This is a genomic window from Microbacterium sp. K36 (genome assembly GCF_004794355.1).
Taxonomy (GTDB): Bacteria; Actinomycetota; Actinomycetes; order Actinomycetales; family Microbacteriaceae; genus Microbacterium; species Microbacterium paraoxydans_D.
The window spans coordinates 22,246-35,974 of the sequence record NZ_SSDN01000092.1 but is presented as its reverse complement, the minus strand read 5'-3'; the positions used below and the strand labels follow the sequence as shown (position 1 = coordinate 35,974).

Genomic DNA, 13,729 nt, shown 5'->3' with positions numbered 1-13,729 from the left:
GACCGTAGACCCGGCCCCGGACATCGGCCAGGCTCAGGGGAGCAGGGGGATGACCGTACCGAGGTCGACCGGTCCGATGACCAGGCTCGCGGACTCGCGGACGGCGGGCTTGGCGTTGAAGGCGAGCCCCAGGCCGGCGACCGCCATCATCGGAAGATCGTTGGCGCCGTCTCCGATCGCGATAGTCGCGTGCGGCGCCACGCCGAGCTCCTCCGCCCAGGTGCGCAGCCAGAAGGCCTTGGCCGCGCCGTCGACGATGTCACCGTCCACCCGGCCAGTGAGCGCGCCGTCGGCGACCTCGAGGCGGTTCGCCCGCCACCGGTCCACGCCGAGCCCCGGTGCGACGCCGTCGAGGATCTCGTGGAACCCGCCCGAGACCACGCCGACCACCCCTCCGCGTGCGTGCACGGCGGCGGTGAGGTCGCGGACCCCCGGCGTCGGCTCGATCCGGGAGCGGACCCGGGCGAAGGCCTCGACGGGAACGCCCGCGAGGGCCGCCACCCGGGAGCGGAGGCTGGTCGCGAAGTCGATCTCCCCGCGCATCGCCGCTTCGGTGGCCGCCTGCACCTCCGCGCGGCGGCCGGCCTCGTCCGCGATCAGCTCGATCACCTCGTTCCGGATGAGCGTGGAATCGGCATCGAGGACGACGAGGAATCGCGCGGTGGTCACCCACCGAGCCTAGCGACCGGGGGACCGGAGCCCGTGCCGCATGACACGTCAGCGTTCGATGAACACGCCCTTGCCGACGACCGTGATCCCCGACTCCGTGACCGTGAAGCCGCGGGCGAGATCCCGTTCGCGGTCGACTCCGACCGTCGCGCCGTCGGCGAGGACCACGTTCTTGTCGAGGATCGCGCGGTGCACGCGGGCACCCTGTCCGACGTGCACGTGATCGAACACCACGGAGTCCGTGATGGTCGAGCCGCCGCCGGCGAGCGTCCACGGACCCACGACGCTGCGTTCGAGGTGTGTGCCGGACAGCACCGATCCCAGCGACACGATCGAGTCGATGGCGTTGCCGATCCGCCCCACCGAGTCGCGGACGAACTTCGCCGGCGGGGAGTTGACCGCCTGCGAGTGGATCGGCCACTCCATGTTGTAGAGGTTGAAGATCGGAAGCGTCGAGATCAGGTCCCGGTGCGCGTCGAAGAACGAGTCGATCGTCCCCACGTCGCGCCAGTAGGAGCGGTCGCGCGGCGACGATCCAGGGACCTCGTTCTGCTTCATGTCGTAATAGCCGGCCTCGCCGCGGTCGACGAAGTACGGGACGATGTCGCCGCCCATGTCGTGGCTCGACGTGGGCAGCTCGCCGTCGGCCTCGACGGCTGCGATCAGGGCGTCGGTGTCGAAGATGTAGTTGCCCATCGAGGCCAGGACCTCGTGCGGGGAGTCCGCGAGACCCGTGGCGTCGGTCGGCTTCTCCAGGAACTGCCGGATCCGTCCGGATTCCGGATCGGCGTCGATGACCCCGAACTGGGACGCCAGGGCGAGCGGCTGACGGATGCCCGCCACCGTCGCCTTCGCCCCGGACTCGATGTGCGCCTCGAGCATCTGGCGGAAGTCCATCCGATAGACGTGGTCGGCGCCGATGACGACGACGATGTCGGGCTTCTCGTCGTTGATCAGGTTCATGCTCTGCAGGATCGCGTCCGCGGAGCCGGAGAACCAGCGCTTGCCCAGGCGCTGCTGGGCCGGGACCGAGGTCACATACGAATCGAGCAGGGCCGACATGCGCCAGGTCTGGGAGATGTGCCGGTCGAGGCTGTGCGACTTGTACTGCGTGAGCACGACGATCTGTCTCAGCCCGGAGTTGATGAGGTTCGAGATGGCGAAGTCGATCAGGCGGTACTGGCCGCCGAACGGGACGGCGGGTTTTGCGCGGTCGGCCGTCAGCGGCATGAGTCGCTTGCCCTCGCCGCCGGCGAGGATGATCCCGAAGACCTTCTTTGGAGCGGACATGGGTCCACCATAGATCCCGTTCGGCGCGGGGAACTAGCATCTGGACAACCCGCTCGATAGCGTCTAGGCATGCGAGTCGAGATGATCACCAAGGAGTATCCGCCGGAGATCTACGGAGGCGCGGGTGTGCACGTCGCCGAACTCGTCTCCGCACTGCGTCGGGACATCGATGTGACGGTGCGAGCGTTCGGCGCGCCGCGCGACGAGGAGGGCACCTTCGCCTACCGCGCTCCCGAGAGCCTCTCCGCCGCCAACCCGGCGCTGCAGACGCTCGGAACGGACCTGGAGATCGTGTCGGCCATCGCGGGCGCCGACGTCGTGCACAGCCATACCTGGTACGCCAACTTCGCCGGACACCTCGCCTCCCAGCTCCATGGGATCCCGCACGTGCTCACGGCGCACAGCCTCGAGCCGCTGCGGCCGTGGAAGGCCGAGCAGCTCGGGGGCGGCTACGCCGTGTCGAGCGGCATCGAGAAGCTCGCCTACGAGAACGCCGCCGCGGTGATCGCCGTGAGCGCCGGCATGCGCGCGGACATCCTCCGCAGCTATCCGCAGGTCGACCCCGCGCGGGTCCGGGTGATCCACAACGGGATCGATGTGGAGCGCTGGCGTCCGGTGCAGGATCCGGCCTTCCTCTCCTCGATCGGTATGGATCCCGACCGCCCCTCGGTCGTCTTCGTCGGACGCATCACACGGCAGAAGGGGCTGCCCTACCTTCTGCAGGCGGCACGGCTGCTGCCGCCCGAGGTCCAGCTCATCCTCTGCGCCGGTGCTCCGGACACGCCGGAGATCATGGCGGAGGTCCAGGAGGGGGTGCGGCTGCTGCAGCAGACCCGAGAGGGCGTGGTGTGGATCGAGCGGATGCTGCCGCGGGACGAGCTGTCGGCGATCCTGGCCGCGGCGACCACCTTCGTCTGCCCCTCCGTCTACGAGCCGCTCGGGATCGTGAACCTCGAGGCCATGGCGTGCGGAGCGGCCGTCGTGGGAACGGCGACCGGCGGCATCCCCGAGGTCGTCGACGACGGCGTGACGGGCCGGCTGGTCCCCATCGAGCAGGTGCAGGACGGCACGGGCACACCGACCGACCCCGACCGCTTCGTCGCCGATCTCGCGGCAGTCCTCACCGAGGTCGCCACGGATCCGGCGCGGGCGCGGGAGTACGGGGAGGCCGGTCGGGAGCGGGCCCGCACGCAGTTCAGCTGGGGCGCGATCGCCGACGAGACCCGCGCGCTCTACGCAGAGCTGTCCGCCTGAGCCGATAGGCTTTCGGTATGCCGATCGCTCTGGAGTTCACCGACGTCGTCGTGCGCCGAGAGGGGCGCAACATCATCGATCACGTGACCTGGCAGGTCTCTGACGATCAGCGATGGGTGATCCTCGGGCCGAACGGTGCGGGGAAGACGACCCTGCTGCAGCTCGCCGACACGCTGATGCACCCCACCTCGGGCACGGTCACCGTCCTCGGCGAGACACTCGGACGCGCCGACGTCTTCGAGATCCGTCCGCGGATCGGGTTCGCGTCGTCCGCCATGGCCAAGCGCATCCCGCGTGACGAGACGGTGCTCAACACCGTCCTCACGGCGGCGTACTCCGTGCTCGGACGCTGGAACGAGAGCTACGAGGACATCGATGAGCGGCGTGCGCTGCGCGTGCTGGGCGACTGGCGTCTCGCGCACCTCGCCGACCGCACCTTCGGCACGCTGAGCGACGGCGAGCAGAAGCGCGTGCAGATCGCCCGGGCGGTCATGACGGACCCGGAGCTCCTGCTGCTCGACGAGCCGACGGCCTCGCTCGACCTCGGGTCGCGCGAGGAGCTGCTGGCTCTGCTCGGCGGCTATGCGTCGGCGCCGACGACGCCCGCGATGCTCATGGTCACCCACCACGTCGAGGAGATCCCCGTCGGGTTCACGCACGTGCTGCTGATCCGCGACGGCGCCGTGGTCGCCGCGGGCCCGATCGCGGAGACGCTCACCGCGGATGCCCTGGGCGAGACCTTCGGGATGCCGATCGCGCTCAGCAGCGAGGACGGGCGCTACTCCGCCCGCGCCGCCTCCTGACCTCGGTCCCCGCTGGGTCACTGAGTTCGGTCCCCGCTGGGTTACTGAGCTTGTCGAAGTACTGGTAGAATCGATCCTTGGTGCACTCGGCACCACAGACTTCCCTCGTCCCTGGCACAATCCAGGGCAGCAACAAAGGAATCCCATGAAGACTGACATTCACCCCGACTACAAGGCTGTCGTGTTCCGCGACCTGGGCTCGGGCGAGACCTTCCTCACCCGCTCCACCGTCACGAGCGACAAGACGATCGAGCTGGACGGCGTGGAGTACCCGGTGATCGACGTCGAGATCTCCTCGGCCTCGCACCCCTTCTACACGGGCAAGCAGCGCATCATGGACTCGGCCGGCCGCGTGGAGAAGTTCAACCAGCGCTTCAAGGGCTTCGGCGGCTCCTCCAAGTAAGACCGCCCACGAAGGCCCCGTACTCCTCGGAGTGCGGGGCCTTCGTCATGTCCGGGGTGGACGAGGCGCTCAGACGTCGATGACGATGCGTCCGCGCTCGATGCGGCCCGGCGGATCTCCGGGGGTCGGCGCCGGGGCCGTGCGCCGGGTCTGCCGGTCCCGCTCCTGGCCGGCCTCGTGCGCGGTGGGGGACCACACCGCGTCGAAGACGCCGACGAGCCCTCCCGAGCCGGCCTGCTCGTACTTCTCCTCGACCGGACGACGGGAGAGGGCATGCCGGATGCCCACGAAGAACAGCACCGGCCCCGTGCCGAGCACGAGGACGATCGTGGTCCACCCGAGCAGATGCTCCATGGCCCCAGGATAGATCGCGGAGCGCGGCGGTGGCATCCGTCGCGCGGCGGAGGTCAGCGGATGCGGCGTCCGTGGGCGAGGTCGATCAGCCGCTCCAGCACGGGCCCCATCCGCAGGCCGTTGTGCTCGTGCTCGCTCGTCACCCAGGGCGTCACGCCGGGGAGGAGACGGGCGGTCTCCAGCGAGAACTCCAGGGGCACATACACGTCGTTCACGTAGACGGCGGCCGCGCCCGTCGCCCCGGAGGCGGCGAGGGCGGCGGTGTGGTAGATCCGCGGCCAGGGGTGCTCCGCCAGGATCGACGTCACCTCCCGCCAGGGCTGCAGCGCCGGGACGGTGTCGGCCCACTCGCGGCGGATGTGCTCGCCCGTGAAGAGCGTCGGATCGTCGCGGAAATCGGCCGGCTCGACGCGCTCGGCGGACCACCGCGTGGTGTGTCCGTTCGCATAGCTCGACTCGTGGAAGGCGTAGTACAGCGGGTTGCGGCCGCCGAAGGGCATGGCGTGCTGCAGGTCGTGCCGGAAGGCGTTGGACGCGGGATCCCGCTCCAGCAAGGACCAGACCGTCTGCCAGCCGTCGTCGGTGCCGAGAGCGGAGCCGACGGAGCGCAGGCGGGAACGTGACACGACCTCGCCGTCGGGAAGGACGAGCTCACCGGCGTCCGCGAGATCGATCAGGCGTCGCATGACGTCGCGGTGCAACGGGAAGCGGCGGTAGTACCGCTCCGAGGCCGTGCGCATCTTGTCGTAGCAGAGCGCGTACACCTCGTCCGGATCGCGCTCGACCGTGCTGAGACCGCCGGTGATGAAGACGTCGTCGAGGGAATCCGCGTGGGTCGACAGGTACGCCAGCGTCGTGAACCCGCCGAACGACTGCCCGAGGACGCTCCAGGTCGATGCCCCCAGATGCTCCCGCAGTGCCTCGCAGTCGCGCACGATGGCATCGGCACGCAGGTGCGTCAGGTACTCGGCGACGGCTTCGGCGCCCTGCGCGAGGTCGCCGTCGCCGACGGGGGAGGAAAGGCCGGTGCCGCGCTGGTCCAGGAGCACGAGCCGATAGTGCGCGAGGGCCTGATCCAGCCACGCCGGCGCCGTGGAGGAGTGGAAGGGGCGCGGCGCCTCGTGGCCCGGCCCGCCCTGCAGGAAGACCAGGTAGGGGAGCGCCTCGCCGCCCTCCCGTGCGACGACGCGGGCGAACACATCGATCGTGCGGGTGTCTGCCGGGTCCTCCCAGACGAGGGGGACCGTGAGCGTGTGCTCCTCGACGGCGAGGTCGAGCAGGCGGCGGCGGATGACAGTGGTCATGGTCACATCACATTCCCGATGTAGGAGTACTTCACGAAGACCTCGGCGGCGATACCGGACTCGTCGAGGACGCCCTGGACGGCCGTCATCATGTAGTTCGAGTCCCAGCCCATGTAGAGGAAGTGCGTGTCATCGAGGTCGTCCCACTGCCCCTTCCACGCCTTGTCGCGGTAGATCGGGCCGCCGTGGGTCGCGCAGTACGCCAGAGCGGCCTCGGTCGTGTCGGTCCATGCGCGACGGAACACACGGTTGAACAGGTGCTTGACGTCGTACACCTCCCACCGCTCGCCGCGGTACTCCACGTAGTCGAACTCGCGCTCCCACCCCGCGGGCCAGCCGCGGCGGCGCACGGCGTCGAGGATCGGGGTGAGGCCGTCGTCGTCGATCTCGGGCAGCGCGGGTCGTGCCCACACGCGGACGAGGTCGGCCGTCAGCGCCACCGTTCGTGCGGTGATGGCCGCCGTGCCCCAGGATTCCTCTGCGGCAAGGGCGCGGGTGGCCGGCACCGCGCTGCGGGCGTAGGCCTCATCGCGTTTGGCGGGGAAGGAAGCGCCGAACACCCGCTCCGTCAGCCCCTGCTCCAGGAGCGTGAGGTTGCCGAGGGTCGGTGCGAGGGCGCGGTGGCTGTTCTGCTCGTCCTCGGAGTACTCGCTCCAGGGACGCACGCCGTCGCCGGACCAGGCGTCGCCGGGCACGGCGGGCGCGATGTGCTCGACGTCGAAGCCGTCCACGTCGTCGACGCCCTCGAGCCGGCCGAGCACGTAGGCCGGATACGGCAGCTCGCTGTATTTGAGCACGGCGCTGACCCGCTCGTCCGACGGGGTGATGCGCGCGATGGCGCGGGCGAGGGCGTCGTGTCCGTCGCGGCGGGCACGGCAGAGCCGGGCGATCAGGCGTTCGGCGGGAAGGTTCACGAGCGCGCGACGAAGGAACATCGCCTGCAGCCACTCGAGCGTCTCGAGGAGCTGGCTCCGGTCGATGAGGCCACGCGCGTGATCGCTGTAGGCGCTCATGACCAGCGGGGAGGAGGAGCGTCCGAACGTGTTCACGTACCGCAGCTGCCGCGCGATCTCCGGGTCCTGCTCCTTCGTCGGATCGAGGAGGATGCCGTAGATCTCCGCATAGTGCCGCCACGTCTCGGCGTCGGCCTGGAGGTGGGCGACGTCGACGCGCGGGAACGACTGGCGGAAGGCGCTGTACACGCCGTGCTCGCCGTTCGCCGCCACCTCACGCCCCGTCACGAGCACGAGGTAGTGGCGCCAGAAAGCGCCGATCGCCTCGCCCGTGTGCTGCTCGATCGGCAGCCAGAACCGCGCTTCCACATCCATCTGCTCGGCGTGGTTCAGCCCCATGAGGATGTAGTTGTGGATCAGCTCGTGATCCCGCAGCGGCTCGCCGGTGGAGTTCAGGCTTTCGAAGATCTGCTGCGCGTTGGCCTGGGCGCCGAGCGTGATCGAGACGTGCTCCAGGCGCTGCAGCCCCTGCCAGATGAACGGCACCTCGTCGGCATGGATCTGGCTGCGGAAGAACGCGTAGTTGTCGTCGAAGCGCGATTCGCGGTCGACGTCGTCCCGGCGATCGAGCACGACCGACTCGTAGAGATCGGCCCAGGCGTCGTGTGGACGGAGCTTCGTGCGCTCGGGATCGTCGGGGCGGACCAGCACGCGGGCGAGGTCGGCGGCGAGCTCCGGATCGCGGTCGCGCACCGAGTGATGCAGCGCGGCGACGAGGAGCATGAGCGTGGTGAGGCGCTGCTGCCCGTCGATGAGGATGAGGTCGGCGTCCGGACCGGAGCCGTCCTCGGCGGAGAGGATCGAACCGATGAAATGGCGATGCGCGTCGTCTTCCGCGGCCACCGCCCTGACGTCGGAGAGGAGCCGCTCGCAGCCGCCGATGTCCCAGCGGTACTGCCGCTGGTAGACCGGGACGACGATGGTCGTGCGTCCCGCCGCGAGCCATTCGATCGTGTTGACTGCCGTCGCCTCGACGTTGGTCGCGGTGCTCATGCTGGTGTCTCGTCCTCCCGTAGCGACAGGCGCCACGGACGCGCCGGGTGCCCCGCCCAGTCTATTCGCTTATCCACGGCGACCCTCCGGGGGAGCGCCAGGTCCCGCTGTTAGCCTTGCCTTATCAGGGCCTGTTAAAACGTGCTGGCCCCCGATGAAAGGAACATGACTCGATCATGGGATACATCAAGTCCGCAGCGCTGGAGGAGAAGGGCTTCGTCGTCCTCGACAGCTACGACCAGGAGGCCGACCCCAAGGAGTGGCTCGACATCGAGTACGTCGACTGGAAGTCCTCGGGCGACACCCGGTTCGCGCCCCTCGCCAGCGCTTTCGGCGACATCGAGTGCAACGGCTTCTGGAACCACAAGCCGCCGCGCACCGACAAGGACGGCGTCTGGATCGACGAGCAGACCGCCAAGGCCCCGAACCTCACGCGCCGTGCGCAGGAGCCCGGCGCGAACGTCGGCCGCTGCCGCGTCATCGAGCTGCAGCCGACCCCGTACGGCGACTGCCTCTACAACCTCCACCAGGACGACAACAATCGCCTGAACCCGGACGGCACCGGCTGGGTCGTGCGCGGATTCTTCAACCTGACGGACGACAAGGACAGCTACTTCGTCCTGCGTGAGAACCGCACGGACCCCAGCATCGAGTACCGCATCGCCCTGCCGGCCGGTGCCCAGCTCATCGTCGACACCCAGCGTCTGTGGCACGCGGCCACCCACAACGGCACCGACCCGCGCTACTGCCTCATCACCTCGTGGACCTCCGGTCCCGAGCTCGACGCCTACATCGAGAAGTACCACGGCACCGACGACGTCCCGAACGTCGAGGTCCCGCAGGACGTGCTCGAGTTCGGCTACGCCGAGCAGGCCCGCAAGGACGCTGCTCGCGCGGCCTACTACGCCGCGAAGGGCCAGCAGGTCAAGCAGGCCATGAGCGAGGCCTGAGCGTCCCCATGCCGGGTCGCTGAGCTCGTCGAAGCGCCCGAAGGCCCCGGTCCGCGGACCGGGGCCTTCGTCGTCGAATCACATGCTTGTGATTTCGCGGGAACTCGGCGAGAATGGGCGCACAACCGCATACTCTCGCCACTTCGTGGTTCAGGTCGTAGGGGAAGACGCACCTGATGAAACGGAGAGATCATGGCGACGGCTTACGCACGCGGAGTGGTGTTCATCCACTCGGCGCCTCGCGCGCTCTGCCCGCACCTGGAATGGGCGGTGGGTCGCGCTATCGGGCGTGCGGTGAACTTCGACTGGACCGAGCAGCCCGTGCTGACCGGCGCGCGCCGCGCCGAGTTCTACTGGGACGGTCCCGTCGGTACTGGTGCTGCCCTCGCGACCGCGATCCGGGGCTGGGAGCACCTCCGGTTCGAGGTGACCGAGGATCCCACACCGCGCAGTGACGGCGGTCGGTGGCTGCACACGCCGGACCTCGGCATCCACTACGCCCAGACCGATGCCGCCGGCAACATCGTCATCGGTGAGGACCGCATCCGCTACGCGATGGAGATCGCCGCGGGCAACGCCGTTGAGCTGCAGCGCGAGCTCGACATCGCCCTGGGCTCCGCCTGGGACGAGGAGCTGGAGCCCTTCCGTCACGCCAGCGACGACGCGCGCGTCGTCTGGCTCCACAAGGTCGGCTGACCGACCGCTGAGACCGGGAGCGCGGAGGCGTGAGTATCGGATTCCGGTGAGTGATCCCGGACGCTGAGAAGACGAATCCCCGCTCCGCTCGACGAAGACCCCGCCCCGGGCGCCCGGGCGGGGTCTTCGTCTGCGCCGGTCAGATCACGGCGGCGTGCGCGAGGTCGTCGACGGTGCGGACTCCACCGCCGCGCACGTCCGCCCAGGCCTGTGCCAGGCGCGTCATCGCCTCCGCCGCACGCTCGGGCGGCAGCGTGATCGGGACCCGGAGCCGCCGCTCCAGCACGCCTCCGGTGGTGAAGCGCGGCCCAGGCGGGAGGATGAGTCCCCGCTCCCGGGCGGCGAGGGAGAGCGTAGTCGACAACGGGGCGCCGAGATCGATCCAGGCGGAGAGGCCGCCGGGCGTCTCCGGCATCCGCATCCCCGGGATCCCGGCGATTCCCGCGGTCACGGCATCCCGCCCGGCCGTGAGCCGTCGCCGGACGTGCTGGGTCAGTGCCGGGACGTCGTCGAGCAGCTCCACGGCGATGCACTGCTCGAGGAGGGCCGTGCCGAGCTCGAACGAGGGGCGGACGGCCAGCAGCCGGGCGATGACCGAGCGCTCGGCGCGGATCCAGCCGATGCGCATGCCTCCCCACGCGATCTTCGACATCGATCCCACCGTGATCACGTTCGGGCCCTCGGCTGCCATCGGCGTCGGAGCCCATCCCCGGTCGATGTCCAGCTCCGCCGTCGTCTCGTCGACGATCAGGTGCGTGCCGGTGTTGCGGGCCGTCGTCGCGATCCGGGACCGCTCCTCCTGCGGCAGCGTCGCTCCGGTGGGGTTGTGGAAGTCCGGGATGAGGTACGCGACGTGCGGGCGCGCTGTCCGCAGGGTGTCGGTGAGGTGCCGGGCGTCCCAGCCGTCGGTGTCGACCGGTGTCGGCACCAGGCGGTAGCCGTGCCGGTGCAGAGCCTCGAGCGCATGCGGGAAGGTCGGCTGCTCCACGAGGGCGCGTTCGCCGCGGCGGCCGATCGCCGTGAGGATGAGGTTGACGGCGTTCAGGGCGCCCGAGGTGATCATGATCTCGTCGGCCGAGGTCGCCGCGCCGCGTTCGGTGAATCGGCGGGCCACGGCTTCTCGGAGCTCGGGAAGGCCCTGCAGCGAGTAGCCGCTCGTCCCCCGCAGGGCCGCCAGCCGGGGGAGGGACCGCACGGTCGCGTCGTACAGGCCGGGGGTCGAGTCCATCGAGGCGATCGACAGGTCGATCGCCTCGTCGTCCGCGTCGGGGGCGGCGGCCGCCGGGCCGTGCGGGAGGGTCACTCTGGTGCTTCCGCCATGATGCCGGGACACATAGCCGCCGGCCTCGAGAACGCCGTAGGCGCGGGTGATGGTCGAGCGTGACCGCCTCAGTTCGAGGGCGAGGGCCCGTTCGCTCGGCAGTCGCTCGCCGACCGTGAGTCGTCCATCGAGGATGAGGGCCCTGATGCGGTCAGCCAGGCCCGACGCCGAGGCATCGTCGATGTCCTGCGTACCGAGCTGAGTGACGAGACGGGAGGCCATGCCTCCAGCCTGCCGCAAAGTGGCCTTCCATGTGCAGGCCACTTTTCGCTCAGTGGTCGGTCTCGGGACGCCTTCGTCCGGGCCACGATGGGGAGATGCTCTTCCGTGCCGTCTTCCTACCCTTCACCGCGACCAGCCGCCGAGACCTGGTCGAGCGGCTGGCGCAGCTCGTGGGCGGGCTCTTCCTCTACGGCGTCGCGCTCGGCTTCATGGTGCGCGGCGGCATCGGCGTCGCTCCCTGGGATGTCCTGTCGCTGGGTGTCGCACGCTGGACGGGACTCGGGTACGGCGTCGTCACCGTGCTGATCTCGATCGTCGTCCTGCTGCTGTGGATCCCGCTCCGTCAACGGGTGGGCCTCGGCACCCTGCTCAACGCGTTGCTCATCGGCCCGTTCGCCGATCTCACGCTCCTCGTGCTGCCTGCTCCGCCGTCCGTGTGGGTGGGGGCGCCCATGTTCGTCTTCGGACTCGTGCTGCTGGCGTTCGCGACCGGGCTCTACATCGCGGCGGACTTCGGCCCCGGACCGCGCGACGGACTCATGACGGGGCTCGTCCGGGTGACCCGATGGCCGGTCTGGCTGGCGCGGACGGTCATCGAGGGGTCCGTGCTGCTGATCGGCTTCCTGCTCGGCGGTCCGGTGGGCGTCGGCACCGTGCTGTTCGCCTTCGGCGTCGGCCCGTTGATCGGCTGGTTCCTCCCGCGGATCGAGCGCCGCCGCCGGGAGCGTTCGCAGCGCCTTGCCGTCGGGGCGAGCGCGCGCCTGGGTCCCTGAGCCCGTCGAAGGGCCAGAGCGGACCGCGCATCGTGGGCGCGGAAACGGTCAGTCGACGCCGCCGAGCACGAGCACGGCGTTGTGTCCGCCGAAGCCGAACGAGTTGCTGATGGCGATCTGCGGGCCGTCGCCGAGCGGAGCCGCCTCTCCGGACAGACGGAACGGCACCTCCGGGTCCGGCTCGGTCATGTTGATCGTCGGCGGGGCCACGCGGTCCCGCAGCGCGAGGAGGGAGAAGATCGCCTCCAGCGCGCCGGTCCCGCCCAGGAGGTGTCCGGTCGACGCCTTGGTGGCCGACACCGGGATCTCGTCGATCCGGTCGCCGAAGACGTTCTTCAGCGCGACGTACTCGTTGGGGTCGCCGACCGGGGTCGAGGTCGCGTGGGCGTTGATGTGCGTCACCTGGTCGGGCGTGATGCCGGCCTCCTCGAGTGCCTGGACGACGGCACGCGCCGCCCCCTTGCCCTCCGGGTCGTTGCCGGTGATGTGGTACGCATCGGCGGTCACGCCACCGCCGAGGACGTAGCCGTAGATCTTCGCGCCGCGGGCCTTGGCGTGCTCCTCGGTCTCGAGGATGAGGGCCGCGGCGCCCTCGCCCATCACGAAGCCGTCGCGGTCGATCGCGCCGGGTCGGGAGGCGTGGGCCGGGTCGTCGTTGCGGCGCGACAGCGCCTGCGCGGACGCGAACGCGGCCATCGTGATCGGGTGGATCGCCGACTCGGTGCCGCCGGCGATGACGACGTCGGCCAGCCCCTCCTGCAGGTGGTGGAAGGCGTGGATGATCGACTCGGTGCTGGAGGCGCACGCGCTGACGACGGTCTGCGCATAGGCGCGGGCCTCGAACTGCAGCGACAGGTTGCCGGCGGCCGCGTTCGGCATCAGCATCGGCACGGTCAGCGGCATGACCCGGCGGGGGCCCTTCTCGCGCAGCGTGTCCCAGGCGTCGAGCAGCGTCCAGAGGCCGCCGATCCCGGTCGCGAAGTCGACGCCGAGGCGCTCGGGAGCGACCTCGGGCGAGCCCGCGTCCTCCCAGGCCTCGCGCGCCGCGATGAGCGCGAACTGCGAAGAGGGGTCGAGACGCTTCGCCTCGTGGCGGGGCAGCACCTCTTCCGGGCGGACGCTCGCGGAGGCGGCGAACGTGACGGGCAGGTCGTACTCCTGCACCCAGTCGTGCTCGATCGTGCGGGCGCCGGAGGCACCGGCGAGAAGGTTGTCCCAGTTCTCCGGGGCCGTCCCGCCGATGGCGGAGGTGGCGCCGATGCCGGTGACGACGATGCGCTTGGTCATGAGGTGTGGTTCCTTGTCGAAACGAGTTCGTGCGGGGGATGGGCAGGGCCGGAGGATGCCACGCCCCGCGCGGGGCGAGGGTGGCATCCTGCCGGGATTACTCCTGGCCCGCGACGATGAAGTTGACGGCGTCGCCGACGGTCTTCAGGTTCTTGACCTCGTCGTCCGGGATGGTGACGCCGAACTTCTCCTCGGCGTTGACGACGATCGTCATCATCGAGATCGAGTCGATGTCGAGGTCGTCCGTGAACGACTTCTCCAGGGCGACCTCGCTGGCGTTGATGCCGGTCTCGTCGGTGATCAGCTCTGCGAGGCCGGCGAGGACCTCATCGTTGGTGAAAGCCATGGTGGTCTTCCTCTTTCTTGCGGGTTGTATTCGGAACCGTGGAACAGTCTA

Annotated in this window: 14 protein-coding genes; 6 read left to right on the top strand and 8 right to left on the bottom strand. The window is 69.8% G+C overall.

Features of this window, described 5'->3' with window-relative positions:
* Window positions 1-33 precede the first annotated feature (33 nt).
* Both serB and DW296_RS12350 read right to left on the bottom strand, forming a co-directional pair.
* The gene (gene serB / locus DW296_RS12355) at window positions 34-669 is read right to left on the bottom strand and encodes a phosphoserine phosphatase SerB (RefSeq protein WP_136052472.1); all 636 of its coding nucleotides are present in this window, start codon (window positions 667-669) and stop codon (window positions 34-36) included.
* A gap of 48 nt (window positions 670-717) precedes the next feature.
* Window positions 718-1,959: a glucose-1-phosphate adenylyltransferase gene (locus DW296_RS12350; protein ID WP_060921847.1), complete on the bottom strand. Its 1,242-nt coding sequence runs from the start codon at window positions 1,957-1,959 to the stop codon at window positions 718-720.
* A 69-nt stretch (window positions 1,960-2,028) separates the two neighbouring features.
* Between DW296_RS12350 and glgA the strand changes: the two genes are divergently transcribed.
* The 3 genes from glgA (at window position 2,029) to DW296_RS12335 (ending at window position 4,419) form a co-directional block, all read left to right on the top strand.
* Complete coding sequence (gene glgA / locus DW296_RS12345) at window positions 2,029-3,213, top strand: glycogen synthase (protein ID WP_085607679.1); 1,185 nt, start codon at window positions 2,029-2,031, stop codon at window positions 3,211-3,213.
* Window positions 3,214-3,230: 17 nt separating this feature from the next.
* Window positions 3,231-4,016: an ABC transporter ATP-binding protein gene (locus DW296_RS12340; RefSeq protein ID WP_025103627.1), complete on the top strand. Its 786-nt coding sequence runs from the start codon at window positions 3,231-3,233 to the stop codon at window positions 4,014-4,016.
* 145 nt (window positions 4,017-4,161) lie between these two features.
* A complete protein-coding gene (locus tag DW296_RS12335) occupies window positions 4,162-4,419 on the top strand; it encodes a type B 50S ribosomal protein L31 (protein ID WP_017202258.1) in 258 nt (85 codons plus the stop codon).
* A 69-nt stretch (window positions 4,420-4,488) separates the two neighbouring features.
* Here the strand turns inward: DW296_RS12335 and DW296_RS12330 are convergent, their stop codons facing one another.
* The 3 genes from DW296_RS12330 to DW296_RS12320 are packed head-to-tail and all read right to left on the bottom strand — an operon-like array spanning window position 4,489 to window position 8,083.
* Window positions 4,489-4,773, bottom strand: a complete 285-nt coding sequence (locus DW296_RS12330) for a hypothetical protein (RefSeq protein ID WP_240743081.1) — start codon at window positions 4,771-4,773, stop codon at window positions 4,489-4,491.
* A 53-nt stretch (window positions 4,774-4,826) separates the two neighbouring features.
* Window positions 4,827-6,083 (bottom strand): alpha/beta fold hydrolase, encoded by a 1,257-nt coding sequence (locus tag DW296_RS12325; protein WP_205807982.1) that lies wholly within the window; start codon window positions 6,081-6,083, stop codon window positions 4,827-4,829.
* The gene (locus tag DW296_RS12320) at window positions 6,080-8,083 is read right to left on the bottom strand and encodes a DUF262 domain-containing protein (protein ID WP_136052469.1); all 2,004 of its coding nucleotides are present in this window, start codon (window positions 8,081-8,083) and stop codon (window positions 6,080-6,082) included. Before DW296_RS12320 ends, DW296_RS12325 begins: the two co-directional genes overlap by 4 nt.
* 176 nt (window positions 8,084-8,259) lie before the next feature.
* Between DW296_RS12320 and DW296_RS12315 the strand changes: the two genes are divergently transcribed.
* Window positions 8,260-9,033: a hypothetical protein gene (locus tag DW296_RS12315; protein ID WP_025103622.1), complete on the top strand. Its 774-nt coding sequence runs from the start codon at window positions 8,260-8,262 to the stop codon at window positions 9,031-9,033.
* Window positions 9,034-9,225: 192 nt separating this feature from the next.
* Window positions 9,226-9,729 (top strand): DUF3145 domain-containing protein, encoded by a 504-nt coding sequence (locus DW296_RS12310; RefSeq protein WP_025103621.1) that lies wholly within the window; start codon window positions 9,226-9,228, stop codon window positions 9,727-9,729.
* A 139-nt stretch (window positions 9,730-9,868) separates the two neighbouring features.
* Here the strand turns inward: DW296_RS12310 and yczR are convergent, their stop codons facing one another.
* The gene (yczR, locus tag DW296_RS12305; protein WP_136052468.1) at window positions 9,869-11,272 is read right to left on the bottom strand and encodes a MocR-like transcription factor YczR; all 1,404 of its coding nucleotides are present in this window, start codon (window positions 11,270-11,272) and stop codon (window positions 9,869-9,871) included.
* 95 nt (window positions 11,273-11,367) lie between these two features.
* On the opposite strand from yczR, the gene yczE reads away from it, so the two are divergent.
* Window positions 11,368-12,045 carry a membrane protein YczE gene (gene yczE / locus DW296_RS12300; RefSeq protein ID WP_136052467.1) on the top strand — a complete coding sequence of 226 codons (678 nt, stop codon included), beginning with the start codon at window positions 11,368-11,370 and terminating at the stop codon, window positions 12,043-12,045.
* A gap of 48 nt (window positions 12,046-12,093) precedes the next feature.
* On the opposite strand, the gene DW296_RS12295 is transcribed toward yczE, so the two are convergent.
* A complete protein-coding gene (locus DW296_RS12295) occupies window positions 12,094-13,332 on the bottom strand; it encodes a beta-ketoacyl-[acyl-carrier-protein] synthase family protein (protein WP_136052466.1) in 1,239 nt (412 codons plus the stop codon).
* Between the two features lie 97 nt (window positions 13,333-13,429).
* Window positions 13,430-13,678 (bottom strand): acyl carrier protein, encoded by a 249-nt coding sequence (locus tag DW296_RS12290; protein ID WP_017202249.1) that lies wholly within the window; start codon window positions 13,676-13,678, stop codon window positions 13,430-13,432.
* Window positions 13,679-13,729 lie beyond the last annotated feature (51 nt).

Coding starts and splice junctions, on each gene's coding strand:
- DW296_RS12315 (WP_025103622.1), top strand. CDS start 8,260: ATGGGATACATCAAGTCCGCAGCGCTGGAGGAGAAGGGCTTCGTCGTC.
- DW296_RS12320 (WP_136052469.1), bottom strand. CDS start 8,083: ATGAGCACCGCGACCAACGTCGAGGCGACGGCAGTCAACACGATCGAA.
- DW296_RS12340 (WP_025103627.1), top strand. CDS start 3,231: ATGCCGATCGCTCTGGAGTTCACCGACGTCGTCGTGCGCCGAGAGGGG.
- yczE (WP_136052467.1), top strand. CDS start 11,368: ATGCTCTTCCGTGCCGTCTTCCTACCCTTCACCGCGACCAGCCGCCGA.
- DW296_RS12290 (WP_017202249.1), bottom strand. CDS start 13,678: ATGGCTTTCACCAACGATGAGGTCCTCGCCGGCCTCGCAGAGCTGATC.
- DW296_RS12335 (WP_017202258.1), top strand. CDS start 4,162: ATGAAGACTGACATTCACCCCGACTACAAGGCTGTCGTGTTCCGCGAC.
- glgA (WP_085607679.1), top strand. CDS start 2,029: ATGCGAGTCGAGATGATCACCAAGGAGTATCCGCCGGAGATCTACGGA.
- yczR (WP_136052468.1), bottom strand. CDS start 11,272: ATGGCCTCCCGTCTCGTCACTCAGCTCGGTACGCAGGACATCGACGAT.
- DW296_RS12330 (WP_240743081.1), bottom strand. CDS start 4,773: ATGGAGCATCTGCTCGGGTGGACCACGATCGTCCTCGTGCTCGGCACG.
- DW296_RS12310 (WP_025103621.1), top strand. CDS start 9,226: ATGGCGACGGCTTACGCACGCGGAGTGGTGTTCATCCACTCGGCGCCT.
- DW296_RS12350 (WP_060921847.1), bottom strand. CDS start 1,959: ATGTCCGCTCCAAAGAAGGTCTTCGGGATCATCCTCGCCGGCGGCGAG.
- DW296_RS12295 (WP_136052466.1), bottom strand. CDS start 13,332: ATGACCAAGCGCATCGTCGTCACCGGCATCGGCGCCACCTCCGCCATC.